Here is a 13,364-nt window from a genome sequence, read left to right as displayed (position 1 = left end):
GCCACACAATCATGGGGTTTGCGCTGCTTAGCGTGCGCCGCCAGCCAGGCCCTGGTACTCGCGGTAATAGCGCCCACCCAGGTTCGTCAGCACCTCGTAGCCGATGGTATTGGCCATGGCCGCCACGGCGTCGACCGGGTGTTCGGCGCAGATCAGGTCGACCAGGCTGCCCGGCGCAACGCGGTCGCCGGCGATGGCGCTCACGTCGAGGGTGATGGAATCCATCGAGATGGCGCCGATCTGCGGCACTTTCACGCCGTCGACGATGGCCAGGCCCTGGTTGCTCATGCTGCGCAGCCAGCCATCGGCGTAGCCAACGGACACCGTCGCCACCTGGCGCGGCTCGCTGGCCGTGTAGCGGCGGCTGTAGCCCACGTGGTCGCCGGCGGCAATCGTGCGCGTCTGCAAGACCTTGCCTTGCAGGCGCACGACCGAGCGCAGGGGATTCGGCTCGCCGCCCTGCGGCCCGATGCCGTACAGGGCCGCGCCCGGGCGCACCAGGTCGAAGTGGTAATCGGGCGACAAAAAGATGCCCGAGGAATTGGCCAGGCTGGCGCGGTACTGCGGCAAACGGGCGCGGATGGCGATGAAACGGGCCAGCTGCTCGCCATTCATGGGGTTGCTCCGCTCGTCGGCGCACGCCAGGTGGCTCATCAGGTAACGCACCTTGATGCCGTCAAGAAAGTGCGGATCCAGCAGCCAGGCGTCGATTTCCTGCGGCGACAAGCCCATGCGCGACATGCCCGTATCGACTTGCACGATGGCGTCCAGGGTGCTGCCCAGCGCTTTTGCATGCGCGCGCCAGCCCGCCACCTGCGGCTCGCTGTTGAGCACGGGCGTCAAGCCATGGGCCGTGAATTCGCCTTCCGTGCCGACGGGCGGGCCGTGCAGCACGAAGATGGACGCGTCCGGCGCCACGTGCGGGCGCAGGCTGATGCCCTCTTCCAGGTGCGCCACGAAAAAGTGGCGGCAACCTTCTTCATACAGGGCCGCGCCCACTTGTGCGGCGCCCAGGCCATAGGCGTCGGATTTGACGACGGCCGAACAGGCGGCCGGGTGCGCCTTGTCGCGCAGCAAGCGGTAGTTGGCGCGCACGGCATCGAGGTCCACCGTCAGGATGGCGCCGCTACGTTCCTTGGGAGGCATGCTGGCCCCCATCTCAAGCCACCGCGTGTTGCAGTTTGCCATTGCCCTGCGCGCCGCTGTAGCGGCTGACGGACAGGTCGTCGGCCAGGATGGCCGGCTTTTTCGACGACATCAGGTCGGCCAGCAATTGCGCCGAACCGCAGGACATGGTCCAGCCCAGAGTGCCGTGGCCCGTGTTCAGGAACAGGTTGCGCAGCGGCGTACGGCCGACGATCGGCGTGCCGTCCGGCGTCATCGGGCGCAAGCCCGTCCAGAAAGTAGCCTCGGCCGTGTTGCCGCCGCCGGGGAACAGGTCGTTGACGACCATTTCCAGGGTTTCGCGGCGGCGCGGGTTCAGGTTCAGGTTGTAGCCGGCGATTTCCGCCATGCCGCCCACGCGGATGCGGTCGTCGAAACGCGTGACGGCGATCTTGTAGGTTTCATCGAGGATGGTCGACACGGGCGCCTTGGCCGCGTTAACGATAGGCACGGTGATCGAATAGCCCTTCAATGGATACACGGGAATGTCCAGCAGCGGCTTCATGAAGCCCGTCGAGTAGGAACCGAGCGCCACGACATAGGAATCGGCCTTGACGATTTCCGCGCCGCATTGCACGCCAGCAATTTCGTCGCCCTGTGTCAGCAAGGCATCGATGGACACGCCATAACGGAACTTCACGCCCAGCGCCTCGGCCATCTCGGACAGGCGGGTGGTAAACAGCTGGCAATCGCCCGTTTCATCGTTGGGCAGGCGCAAGCCGCCGAACAGTTTATCCTTGACCGCTTCCAGGGCCGGCTCGGCGCGCGACAGTTCGTTGCGCTGCAGCACTTCGTACGGCACGCCCGCGTCTTTCAATACTTCGATATCCTTGGCGGCGTCGTTGTATTGTTTTTCGGTGCGGAACAATTGCATCGTGCCTTGCTGGCGGCCTTCATACGTGATGCCGGCCTCGGCGCGCAGCACCTTGAAGCAGTCGCGGCTGTATTCAGCCAGGCGCACCATGCGTTCCTTGTTTACGGCATACGCTTCCGGTGTGCAATTACGCAACATCTGCCACATCCATTTGAGCTGGGCGGCGCTGCCGTCGAGCGAGATGGCCAGGGGCGCGTGGCGCTGCATCATCCACTTCACGGCCTTCAGGGGAATGCCGGGCGCAGCCCATGGCGAAGCGTAGCCGGGCGAGATTTGCCCCGCATTCGCGAAGCTGGTTTCCAGTGCCGGGCCCGGCTGGCGGTCGATGACGGTCACCTCATGTCCTGCCTTGGCCAGATAGTAAGCACTGGTGACGCCGATGACGCCGCTACCCAGAATCACAATACGCATAGTTTCCTCATTATATTTTTTTAGGCTGACGCCAGATTAACCGCTATCATATTGGGAAAGAGCCAGTATTTGTTCACGTATAAATCGAGATATTCAGCAATAAATCATGAGAATCCTTAAAGAATCGGCACGTGGCCTCGACAAGCTGGATCGCCACATCCTGCGCATCCTGCAACAGGATGGCCGCATCTCGATGAAAGACCTGGGCGAACAGGTGGGATTGTCCATCACGCCCTGCATCGAGCGGGTCAAGCGCATGGAGCGCGACGGCGTCATCACGGGCTACCACGCCAAGGTGAACCCGGCCGCGCTGGGCGCCAAGCTGCTCGTCTTTGTAGAGATTACGCTGAATCAAAAATCCGCGTCCGCCTTCGAGCAGTTCCGCCGCGAAGTGCTGCAGATTCCCGAAGTGCAGGAATGCCACCTGGTGTCGGGCGACTTCGATTACCTGATCAAGGCGCGCATCCATGAAATGGCCGAGTACCGCAAGTTGCTGGGCGACATGCTGCTGCAGTTGCCGGGCGCCGCGCAATCGAAGAGCTATGTGGTGATGGAAGAAATCAAGGAAACCCTGGCGCTGTCGACCGACGTGCTGCAAAATCGCTGAAGGTACCGCCTGCCGGTACCGACAGCATCAAATTTTGCACCTTTGTATAATCTTGTAGCACATTCGCGGCGACACAAGCACACTCCCTCCTGACATCACGCCCGTCCCCTCTGAGATTGGAAGCAGTGATGCACACTGGGAGTCCATATGAACACATTGATAAAACTGGCAGCTTCCTGCCTCGCGGGCCTGGCCGTGGCCATGTGCACCGCCAGTGAATACAAGGTCAACCGCGCGCCGGACAATGGCGCCATCTATCAAAACATCAAGGTCGGCAAGACCACCCGCCTCGACCTCGACGCGGCCCTGGGAAACGCCACCGTCGTCAGCTTCGATCCCGGCTATGAAGTCTGGGTTTACAAGAACCAGCTGAAAACGCCCAGCGTGACGCGGCTGATCCCCCTGCTGGGCGAAAAAGGCACGCGCGAAGTGGCCGTCATGTTCGACCAGGCTGGCATCGTCAAGAAGTTCCGCATCCACGAGCCGCGCAGGTAGGCGCAGGCCGCGCACGTGTGCGACAGCGTAAGGCAGCCGCCAGCCAGATGGCTATACTGGCTGCTGGCTCCCGCCGCCCACCGCCACCTACCCTGCAAGGAGTTTCCATGCGCCTGCCCCTGATCGCTCCGAAAGACCTGACGCCCGAACAAAAGCCGCTGTACGACGATATGCGCAAAGGCATCACCAGCAATTTCAACGATTTCATCGCCGTGCGCGAAGATGGCGCCCTGATGGGGCCGTGGAATCCGTGGCTGCACGAACCGGCCATCGGCAAGGCGATCTGGAACCTGACCCTGGCCATGACGGCCAACGCCACGCTGCCCGACAAGGTGCGCCAGATTGCCATCCTGGTGGTTGGCGCGCGCTACAACGCCGCCTATGAAATCTACGCCCACATCGCCGTCGCGGAGCGCGAAGGCATGCCTGCCGAGCGCCTCGCCACGCTGGTAGCGGACGTCAAGCCGCTCGACCTGGACAAGCAGGAAAGCGTGGCCTACGACCTGGCCTACGCGCTCAGCCGTGGCAGCACGCTGCCGGAGCCGCTGTACCGCCTGGCGCTGGCCACCTTCGGCCAGCATGGCATCAACGAGCTGATCTACCTCGTGGGCCTGTACGCACTGGTATCGACGACGCTGAACGGCTTCAACGTGCCGGTGCCGGAACGCGACTGAAGGGCCTGGCCCGCGCCGCGCCTTATGCCGCCCGGGCCGTCGCCGCGCTGGCCGCCCGCTGCGGCCGGTGCGCCACCGCGCAAGCCAGCACACCCGCCAGCAGCAGCGCCGTCGCCGCAGATTCCGCCGCGGTGGGCCAGCGCCGCTCCCACGCATAGCCGTACAACAGGGCAAACAGGAATTCAAAGACGATCATCTGCCCCGTCAAGGTCAGCGGCAGCACGCGGCTGGCGTAGTTCCACAAGCCGTTGCCGACGACTGAACACAACAGCGCCACGCCCGTCACGAGGCCGGCAAACTGCAGCCATGCCGTGCCGCCATGCGCGGCCGGTGCCGCAAGCGCGACGGGAATCGCCAGCAGCAATGCGGCGGCGCCCGTCACCACGCCCGTCAACAGATTCCACTCCTGTGCCGACACCGCGCGCAAGCGCCCCAGCCAGCGGCTGTTGCCGACGGCATACACCGTCCACGACAGCAGCGCCGCCAGCGCGCACAACAGTCCCAGCAGCGATGCATGGCCGGGATGCGCGAGCGACTGCCAGCTGATGCACAACAAGCCGGCACCGCTGAGCAGCAACGAAGGGAGCAGCTTGCGCAGCGGCACGGCATCGTGGTCGCGGCTGCCGACCACGGTGACGACCAGCGGCAACAGGCCGATCACCATCGACGTCATGGCCACCCCGCCCGTCTGCACGGCGCTGGCCAGCAGCACGTAATAGATGATGTTGCCGGTCAGGCTGAGCCAGATCAAGCCCCGCCATTCGCGCCAGCCCAGGCTGCGCAGCAGGCGCCGCCACGACGGCGCGACCAGCACGGCCGCGATCAGGCCGTAGGCCAGGTAGCGGCCCACCGACAATTCCAGCGGCTGGAACGCGGGCAGCAGCGCCGGCGCCAGGAACACCAGGCCCCACAGCGCGCCCGCAGCGATACCGGCCAGCATGCCCAGGCGGGTCTTATTTTTTTGCAACATAGTCAATCTCCCGAAAAGGAGATTGTGGCCGCTGCGGCGCGCCCGTTCTTGGCGCCATCTACTGCGTTTTTGACCGGTTCTCGCGACGTTGGCGCCGGTAAGCGGCTGGCGTGGCGTCGATGCTGTCGCGCATGGCCCGCGTCAGCGCGCTTTGCTCGGAAAAGCCGGCCGCCAGCGCGATCTCGGCAATGCTGGCGTCGCTGGCGGTGAGCAAGTCGCAGGCCCGCCCTATCCGCTGCTGCTGTAGCCAGGCATGCGGACTGGTATCCATTTCTTCGCGGAACAGTGCATGCAGGCGACTGACGCTGAGATTGGCAAAGCGCGCCATCGATGCCGTCGACCAGGGCAAGCCAGGCTCGGCCTGCACGCGCGCCAGCAGCGCGGCCAGCCGCGAGCGGGCCTGCGGCGCGGTCTGCAGCAAGGTGTCCAGCAGCAGCGGTGTCCAGCCCTGGATGACGGCCGGCGTCAGCGCCTGCTGCCCCGCCATGATGCCCAGGTATTCGATCAGCTTGCGGGCCCCCGGCCCCAGCGCCGCATACGGCCGCTCCAGCAGGCGGCCCCAGCTGCCCTGCTCCACGGCCGCCGCATCCACGTCGAGAATGATCGAGTGGTTGGCCACCCGGCTATGCTGGGCGTGCCAGGTACTGGCCGGGATCACCACGCCCTGCTGCGCATCCACCTTGCCCTGCTTGCCGTCGATATCCAGCAGCAACTGGCCGTGCAGGGGCAGCACCAGCTGCACGAAGTCATGCCGGTTCGGCGCGCCGATTTCCGCGTAGCTACGAAAGCTGAGGTCGATGGCAGGATGGGGGGTGCTGGACATGGGGGCCGGCCTGGGCGAAGAAGCAATTATTTTATCAGCACGGCGATTATCAGCACGGCAATGCCCCAGGCCTGGCGTGCCGCCACACGCTCCGACGGTGCGCGCCAGTAGCGCCCGCTTGCTCTACACTGGCGTTTTTTCCTCTGCCACTTCCATGCTACTACCTGCACAACTCGCCCACATCTCGGTGGAACAAGACTGGCAACACAGCGCACCCTACCCGCCGCTCGGCTTCAATCCCTTCTTCGAAGGCGCGCTGGGCAATGGCGACACGTTCGGCCTGTACTGGCCCATCGGCCGCGAAGCATCCGAACCGATCGTCGTCGAAACGTGGCATGACGAATGGCGCTTGCAGCCGAATTTTTCCAGCCTGGCCGCTTTCCTGCGCGCCCATGCGGCAGCCGGCGACGCTGAAGACGAAGACGAAGACGGCTACGTGGCGCTGCCCACCTTGGCCGACGACCCCGCCTCACCGCGCGCCGCCTTCCTGGCAGCCAAGGAATTGATCGCCCAGCGCAACCCGGACGCGGCCATCGCGCTGCTGGAAGCGGCGCTGGCCCTCCTGCCCGAATACACGGATGCGCTGGCGCTGCTGCACGGCCAATATGTGCGCGCGGGAAGAATCGATGAGGCCGTCAAGGTGGCGATCCAGGCCATCATCTCGCCCCCCTCGTTCGGCGGCCCGCCCTTGAGAGCCTTGCAATGGCTGCGCACGCAGCCGGTGCCGGAAGGGGAAATCGACCCAATCTGGCGTGCCTGCGGGCAACTGTCGTTCAACTTCGGCGGCAGCAAGGACAATGCGGATTACCCCGTGCTGCTGGCCGCCATCGACACGTATCTTGAGCAAGGCGATTACCGCTGCGCCTCGACCTTGATGCAAACCTATGCCGAACTGATGAGCGCGGAAACCGTTTCCTTCCAGGAACGCCATGCCTTCGACCCGGCCGCCTTCATCGCGCGGCAAATCGCCGTCAGCGCACTGCTGCCCCAGGGCAGCCGGGACCCGGCGCTGCTCTGGTCAAGCGAGCTGGCCTAGCTGCTGCCGGAACAGCTTGCGGTACGCCGATGGCGACGTCTGCAGGTTCGCCCGAAAGTGCTGGCGCAAGGACAGGGCCGTGCCGAAGCCGGCCTCCTGCGCCACGAGGTCGATCGAGGCCCCGCTCTTTTCCAGCAAGCCTTGCGCATGCGCAAGACGCTGGTTCAGCAGCCACTGCTTGAACGACGTGCCCGTCGCCTGGCGGAAATGGCGCGTGAAGTTGCGCCGGCTCATGGCGGCCCGTTCGGCCAGCGCGTCGATGCTGTGGGGTATGCCCAGATTGGCCGTCACGCAAGCCAGCACCTCGGCGAAGCGCCCTTCACTGCCGGACACGGGCAGCGGGCGCTCGATGAATTGCGCCTGCCCGCCCTGGCGGTGCGGCGCCACCAGCAGCCGGCGCGCCACCCGGTTGGCCACCTCGGCGCCAGCCAGCTGGCGCAGCAGATACAGGCAACAGTCGAGGCCGGCCGCCACGCCGGCCGACGTCAGCACGCCGCCATCGTCCACGTACAGCACTTCCCGGTCCACCCTGACTCTGGGATAGCGGGCCGCCAGCCGCTCCGCCATGCCCCAGTGCGTGGCCGCGCACTTGCCATCCAACAAGCCCGCCTGCGCCAGGGGAAACGCGCCCAGGCACAGCCCCACCATGCGCGCGCCGCGCCGGCTGGCCGCCTGCAACGCCGCGACCAGGGGCGGCGGCGCATCGCGGCAATCGTCGTGCCAGGCCGGCATGATGACGATATCGGCCCCATCCAGCCCTTCCAGGCCGAACTCGGGCGTGATGCCGAAGCCGGCCGCCGTGCGCAAGGGCGCGGGATCGGCGGCGCACACGCGCACGTGGAAAGGCGGCAAGTCGGTCTCGTCCGTCTGGGCGCCAAACACGAGGCAAGGCACGGACAAGTGGAAGGGCGTCATGCCGTCGAAGGCAATCACGGCAATGGTCAGGGGAGTGGAAGAGAGAATAGGCATGGCCCGATTTTATCGCACATAGGCCTTCAGGCCACTTTTTGTTTGCAAGGTCCGGCCTGAGAATGGCGGTATCGAGGAAGTCCATCCTCTTTCAACCGTTCCAGGAGAAACCATGTCCACCCACGCTTCCACCGCCCCACGCCGCGCCCTGCTCGTCATCGACGTGCAAAATGAATACTTTACGGGCGACATGCCCATCGAATATCCATCCGTCGATATTTCCCTGCCCAACATCGTCACCGCCATGGCTGCCGCGCGTGCCGCCAGCGTGCCCGTCATCGTCGTCCAGCACGATGCGCCGGAAGCCTCCCCCATCTTTGCCAAGGGCAGCGACGGCTGGCAGCTGCATCCGCAAGTGGCCGCCTTTGCCGCCGACCACCGCATCAACAAGGTCATGGGCAGCGCCTTCGCGGGCACGGACTTGCGGGCCTGGCTGGGCAGCCACGGCATCGACACCCTGACGGTGGTCGGCTACATGACGCACAATTGCGACGCCGCCACGATCTTCCACGCCGCCCACGACGGCTTGCAAGTCGAATTCCTGCAGGACGCCACGGGTACCCTGCCGTATAGCAACGCGGGCGGCACGGCCAGCGCCGAGGAAATCCACCGCGTGTTCAGCGCCGTGTTCCACTCGAATTTCGCCGCCGTCGTCAGCACGCAGGACTGGCTCGCTGCCGTGCGCGAAGGCAAGCCGCTGGAAAAGGACAATATCTACCTGTCGAACCAGCGCGCGCGCAAGGCGGCCAGCGCCGCCTAAGTACGGAGATTAAAAGCGCCGGTGCCCGTCATCGGCGTCGCAGCGGCCGCTGAACTTGATCAAGCCATCGACCGTGATCACGCCGCTGCGGCGGTTGATCACGAGGGTAGGACGATTCAAGGCGTTCAGCTGGAAACGACCGCGGATTTCATCGTGACCGACGACCAGATCCATCACGTCCCACCAGCCATCGTTGCTGTCGGCATGAATCGGTGGAATCAGCTGCTTCGTCAAGCGGATTTGCGCCGCGCTGCCGTGAATGGAAACATTCACGGCCGTATCGAAATTGCTCTTGCCCGTCTCCAGCGTGGATTTCTGCACATACTTGTGCCTGTCGTTGTCCCACTCCATGCCGGAACGGTTTTCCATGGTGATCTTTTCCGCCTCGCCATAGCAAACGAGCTGGATATCGTCGCCGCGCCCGGCGGATCCGGAGCGGTCATACTGGTTCGAAGGGTCGGACTGCCCCGCCTGCGCGGCGAAGGCCATGGCGATCAGGATGCTGGATACGGCTGTCATGCGGGTTCTCCAATGCAGAGGGGTGGCACACCGGGTTGCCATATCACCAAGCTTAGCATGGACGAATATCCCCCTGCGCCGGCTTGAGAACGCGCAAGTCATCCGCCATCTGCTACAGTCGCGCTCACGAAAAACCTGCTGGATGCATAGCGATGCGAACAATACGATGGACCGCCCTGCTGGCGCTGATCACTTTCCTGCTGGCCACCGCCGCCCTGGTGCTGGCCGGACTCAACGACAAGCTGGCACCCGCCGACGTGATCGTCGTGCCCGGCAACACGATCCTGCCCGACGGCACGCCCAGCCCCCGCCTGCAGGCACGGCTCGACGTGGCGCTCCAGCAATTCCAGGCACACCGGGCGCCGCGCATCCTCGTCAGCGGGGCAACGGGCAAGGAAGGTTTTGATGAGGCCGCATCGATGGCCCGCTACCTGCAGTCGCGCGGCGTGCCGGCCAACGCCATCATTGAGGATAATCAAGGCTGGACCACGGAGGCCACGGCCCGCAATACGACTACGCTAATGCGCGAGCACGGCTGGAGCACGGCCATGGTGGCCACGCAATATTTCCACGTGCCCCGCTTCCGGCTGGCTTTGGAGCGCAGCGGCATCGCCGTCAGCGCCAACGTGCATGCGTCCTATTTCGAGCTGCGCGACCTGTATTCGGTGCCGCGCGAAACGGTGGGCTACGCCGTTTATTTCGTGCGGCCCTGATCCCGGCTGATTCCCTGGCTCACTCGCCCCAGTCGCGCGACCGTTCGACGGCACGCTGCCATTTATGCAAGCGCGTCAGGCGCTCGTCGGCCGCCATGGCCGGTTCGAAGCGGCGTCCCACCTGCCACTGGGCGGCGATTTCTTCCTGCGAGTCCCAGAAACCCACGGCCAGTCCCGCCAGGTAGGCGGCGCCCAGGGCCGTCGTTTCCGTCACCACGGGACGCACCACGGGCACATTTAATATGTCTGCCTGGAACTGCATCAGCATGTCGTTGCGGGCCGCGCCACCGTCCACACGCAGCTCGGATAGCGCGATGCCCGCGTCGTCCTGCATCGCGGACAGCACATCCACGTTCTGGTACGCCACACCCTCCAATGCCGCGCGCGCGATGTGCGCCTTGCCCGTGCCGCGCGTGATGCCGATCAGGGTGCCGCGCGCATACGGGTCCCAGTACGGCGCGCCCAGGCCCGCGAACGCAGGCACGAAGACGAGGCCGCCCGAATCGGGCACGCTGGTGGCCAAGGCTTCCACTTCGGACGAGTCGCGGATGATGCCGATGCCGTCGCGCATCCATTGCACGGCCGCGCCAGCGATAAAGGCGCTGCCTTCGAGCAAATAGTCGGTTTTATCCGATCCTGGACCCAGGCTCCAGCCCACCGTCGTCAACAGCCGGTTTTTCGAAGGCAAGGGGCGCTTGCCCACGTTCATCAGCATGAAGCAACCGGTGCCGTAGGTATTCTTTGCCATGCCCGGTTTCAGGCAGGCTTGGCCGAACGTGGCCGCCTGCTGGTCGCCCGCGATGCCGGCAATCGGCACGGACACGCCCAGCAAGTTGGCATGCGTGTGCGCCGCCACGCCGCTCGATGGCACGACGTCGGGCAGCAGGGAGGCGGGAATGTCGAGCAGCGCCAGCAAGTCCGTATCCCACTGCAAGGTATGGATATTGAACAGCATGGTGCGCGCCGCGTTGCTCGTGTCCGTCAAGTGGGCGCCGCTCATCTTGTAGATCAGCCAGCTGTCGACGGTGCCGAAGGCCAGCTCGCCCCGTTCGGCGCGCGCGCGGGCGCCGGGAACGTTGTCGAGCAGCCATTTCAGTTTGGTGGCGGAAAAGTAGGCGTCCAGCACGAGACCCGTCTTGCGCTGGATCACGTCCGCCTGGCCCTGCTCGACCAGTTGCTCGCAGTAAGCGGCGTTTCTGCGGTCTTGCCAGACGATGGCGTTGGCGACGGGCGCGCCCGTGGCGCGTTCCCACAGCACCGTCGTTTCGCGCTGGTTGGTCACGCCGATGGCGGCCACGTCGGATGCGGCCACGCCGCTGTCGCGCAACACCTGCTGCAGTACGGCCTCTTGCGAGGCCCAGATGTCGTTCGCGTCATGCTCGACCCAGCCCGGCTGGGGAAAAATCTGGCGAAACTCGCGCTGCGCGCTGGCGTGCGGCCGGCCCGCATGGTCGAACAAAATGGCGCGCGAACTGGTGGTGCCCTGATCTAAAGCAAGTATGTATTTGGTCATTGTCTGGTGGTGCGAAAATCGGGTAAAAACAGGCACGGAGCTGATTCGCTCCGTGCCCTCGGGACAGCCCCGGCAGAAGCTTACACGACTACCTTACCTTGCCTTCTTTCCAAGCCTGCAATAATTTATCGTAGGCAATCGTTTCACCCTTCGGCTTTTCATTCGCCAGCTTTTTCCATGGGGCATGCTGGTCTGACAGATACTGGTTCGGATCAACCTTCGGATTGAGCTTGGGTGCGCACGCCTTCATGCCGGCCCGCTGCAATCGCGCCATGACCTGATCCATTTCCTCGGCCAGGTTATCCATGGCGGCTTGCGGCGTTTTTTCCGCCGTAATCGCCGTGGCCACGTTCTTCCACCACAACTGGGCCAGCTTCGGATAGTCGGGCACGTTGTTGCCGGTCGGCGTCCACGCCACGCGGGCGGGGCTGCGGTAGAACTCGATCAAGCCGCCGTACTCGTTCGCGTGCTTCGTAAAATAATCGTGGCGGATGTCGGAGTCGCGAATAAAAGTCAGACCGACGATGGATTTCTTCAGCGACACGGTTTTCGAGGTAACGAATTGCGCGTACAGCCAGGCGGCGGCCTTGCGGTCGTCCGGCGTGGACTTGAACAGGAACCAGGAACCGACGTCCTGGTAGCCGTTCTGCATGCCCTCTTTCCAGTACGGACCGTGCGGCGACGGCGCCATGCGCCATTTCGGCGTGCCGTCCTTGTTGACCACTGGCAAGCCCGGTTTCGTCATGCCGGCCGTAAATGCCGTGTACCAGAAGATTTGCTGGGCGATTTCGCCCTGCGCCGGCACGGGGCCCGATTCCGAGAAATTCATGCCGTTCGCCTGCGGCGGCGCGTATTTCTTCATCCAGTCGATGTATTTCGTCAGCGCAAACACGGCCGCCGGCGAATTGGTGGCGCCGCCGCGCGACATCGAGGCGCCCACGGGCGTGCACTTGTCGGCCGCTACCTTGATACCCCACTCGTCGACAGGCATGCCGTTCGGAATGCCCTTGTCGGCCGCGCCAGCCATCGACAGCCACGCATCGGTGAAGCGCCAGCCCAGCGAAGGATCTTTCTTGCCGTAATCCATGTGGCCATAGACTTTCTTGCCATCCAGCTCCTTCACGTCATTCGTGAAGAAATCGGCGATGTCTTCATACGCGGACCAGTTCTGCGGCACGCCCAGCTCGTAGCCATACTTGGCCTTGAACTTGGCTTGCAAATCCTTGCGTGCGAACCAGTCGGCGCGGAACCAGTACAGGTTGGCGAATTGCTGGTCGGGCAATTGATACACCTTGCCGTCCGGCGCCGTCGTAAAACTGATGCCGATAAAATCTTTCAAGTCCAGGCCCGGATTCGTGAATTCCTTGCCCTTGGCGGCCATGTAGTCGGACAGGGGTTCCACAGCGCCATAGCGGTAGTGGGTGCCGATCAGGTCGGAATCGGAAATCCAGCCGTCATAGATGCTCTTGCCGGACTGCATGGAGGTTTGCAGCTTTTCCACCACGTCGCCTTCCTGGATGATGTCGTGGCGCACCTTGATGCCCGTGATTTCCTCGAAGGCCTTGGCCAGGGTCTTCGATTCGTAGACGTGGGTGTCGATGGTTTCCGAGACCACGGAAATTTCCTTGATGCCCTTGGCTTTCAGCTTGGCCGCCGCATCGATGAACCATTTCATTTCAGCAAGCTGTTGCTGCTTGCTCAGGCTGGATGGCTGGAATTCCTTGTCGATCCAGGTTTGCGCCTGCTTGGCGTCCGCCAGGGCCGCATTCGACACGAGCATGGCCGCAGCCGCGAAGACCGTGAACTTCAATTTCATCGTGAATCTCCTTTTTAGTT

14 protein-coding genes are annotated in these 13,364 nt (G+C 64.0%); 6 read left to right on the top strand and 8 right to left on the bottom strand.

Annotated features, from left to right (window positions below; genetic code table 11):
* Positions 1 to 27: 27 nt before the first annotated feature.
* Positions 28 to 1,146 (bottom strand): alanine racemase, encoded by a 1,119-nt coding sequence (alr, locus tag OX459_RS07645; protein WP_251348138.1) that lies wholly within the window; start codon positions 1,144 to 1,146, stop codon positions 28 to 30.
* A 13-nt stretch (positions 1,147 to 1,159) separates the two neighbouring features.
* On the bottom strand, positions 1,160 to 2,449 hold the full coding sequence (locus tag OX459_RS07640) for a D-amino acid dehydrogenase (protein WP_099667339.1): 1,290 nt from the start codon (positions 2,447 to 2,449) through the stop codon (positions 1,160 to 1,162).
* A 106-nt stretch (positions 2,450 to 2,555) separates the two neighbouring features.
* On the opposite strand from OX459_RS07640, the gene OX459_RS07635 reads away from it, so the two are divergent.
* From OX459_RS07635 to OX459_RS07625, 3 genes are all read left to right on the top strand, one after another.
* Complete coding sequence (locus OX459_RS07635; protein ID WP_070222192.1) at positions 2,556 to 3,056, top strand: Lrp/AsnC ligand binding domain-containing protein; 501 nt, start codon at positions 2,556 to 2,558, stop codon at positions 3,054 to 3,056.
* 147 nt (positions 3,057 to 3,203) lie between these two features.
* The gene (locus tag OX459_RS07630) at positions 3,204 to 3,551 is read left to right on the top strand and encodes a hypothetical protein (RefSeq protein WP_099667338.1); all 348 of its coding nucleotides are present in this window, start codon (positions 3,204 to 3,206) and stop codon (positions 3,549 to 3,551) included.
* A 107-nt stretch (positions 3,552 to 3,658) separates the two neighbouring features.
* Positions 3,659 to 4,225, top strand: a complete 567-nt coding sequence (locus tag OX459_RS07625; RefSeq protein ID WP_289904445.1) for a carboxymuconolactone decarboxylase family protein — start codon at positions 3,659 to 3,661, stop codon at positions 4,223 to 4,225.
* Between the two features lie 22 nt (positions 4,226 to 4,247).
* On the opposite strand, the gene OX459_RS07620 is transcribed toward OX459_RS07625, so the two are convergent.
* Together OX459_RS07620 and OX459_RS07615 are read right to left on the bottom strand one after the other, a co-directional pair.
* Entirely contained in the window at positions 4,248 to 5,195 is a 948-nt protein-coding gene (locus OX459_RS07620; RefSeq protein WP_289904444.1) for a DMT family transporter, read from the bottom strand.
* A 58-nt stretch (positions 5,196 to 5,253) separates the two neighbouring features.
* On the bottom strand, positions 5,254 to 6,018 hold the full coding sequence (locus tag OX459_RS07615) for an AraC family transcriptional regulator (RefSeq protein ID WP_289904443.1): 765 nt from the start codon (positions 6,016 to 6,018) through the stop codon (positions 5,254 to 5,256).
* A gap of 154 nt (positions 6,019 to 6,172) precedes the next feature.
* Between OX459_RS07615 and OX459_RS07610 the strand changes: the two genes are divergently transcribed.
* The gene (locus OX459_RS07610; protein ID WP_289904442.1) at positions 6,173 to 7,054 is read left to right on the top strand and encodes a tetratricopeptide repeat protein; all 882 of its coding nucleotides are present in this window, start codon (positions 6,173 to 6,175) and stop codon (positions 7,052 to 7,054) included.
* Here the strand turns inward: OX459_RS07610 and OX459_RS07605 are convergent.
* Complete coding sequence (locus tag OX459_RS07605; protein ID WP_289904441.1) at positions 7,037 to 8,023, bottom strand: helix-turn-helix domain-containing protein; 987 nt, start codon at positions 8,021 to 8,023, stop codon at positions 7,037 to 7,039. The genes OX459_RS07610 and OX459_RS07605 overlap by 18 nt on opposite strands.
* A 112-nt stretch (positions 8,024 to 8,135) precedes the next feature.
* Between OX459_RS07605 and OX459_RS07600 the strand changes: the two genes are divergently transcribed.
* Positions 8,136 to 8,783, top strand: a complete 648-nt coding sequence (locus OX459_RS07600) for a cysteine hydrolase family protein (protein ID WP_289904440.1) — start codon at positions 8,136 to 8,138, stop codon at positions 8,781 to 8,783.
* 9 nt (positions 8,784 to 8,792) lie between these two features.
* On the opposite strand, the gene OX459_RS07595 is transcribed toward OX459_RS07600, so the two are convergent.
* Positions 8,793 to 9,302 (bottom strand): hypothetical protein, encoded by a 510-nt coding sequence (locus OX459_RS07595; RefSeq protein WP_289904439.1) that lies wholly within the window; start codon positions 9,300 to 9,302, stop codon positions 8,793 to 8,795.
* A gap of 152 nt (positions 9,303 to 9,454) precedes the next feature.
* Here OX459_RS07595 and OX459_RS07590 point away from each other — a divergent pair, with 152 nt between their 5' ends.
* Positions 9,455 to 10,015 carry a YdcF family protein gene (locus OX459_RS07590; protein ID WP_289904437.1) on the top strand — a complete coding sequence of 187 codons (561 nt, stop codon included), beginning with the start codon at positions 9,455 to 9,457 and terminating at the stop codon, positions 10,013 to 10,015.
* A 19-nt stretch (positions 10,016 to 10,034) separates the two neighbouring features.
* Here the strand turns inward: OX459_RS07590 and glpK are convergent, their stop codons facing one another.
* Positions 10,035 to 11,528: a glycerol kinase GlpK gene (gene glpK / locus OX459_RS07585; protein WP_289904435.1), complete on the bottom strand. Its 1,494-nt coding sequence runs from the start codon at positions 11,526 to 11,528 to the stop codon at positions 10,035 to 10,037.
* Positions 11,529 to 11,616: 88 nt separating this feature from the next.
* Positions 11,617 to 13,344: an extracellular solute-binding protein gene (locus tag OX459_RS07580; protein ID WP_034779106.1), complete on the bottom strand. Its 1,728-nt coding sequence runs from the start codon at positions 13,342 to 13,344 to the stop codon at positions 11,617 to 11,619.
* Positions 13,345 to 13,364 lie beyond the last annotated feature (20 nt).

The sequence above is a fragment of the Janthinobacterium sp. SUN026 genome (assembly GCF_030397625.1).
GTDB lineage: Bacteria > Pseudomonadota > Gammaproteobacteria > Burkholderiales > Burkholderiaceae_D > Janthinobacterium > Janthinobacterium kumbetense.
The sequence above is the reverse complement of the archived record's forward strand: the minus strand, read 5'-3'. Positions and strand labels throughout refer to the sequence as shown.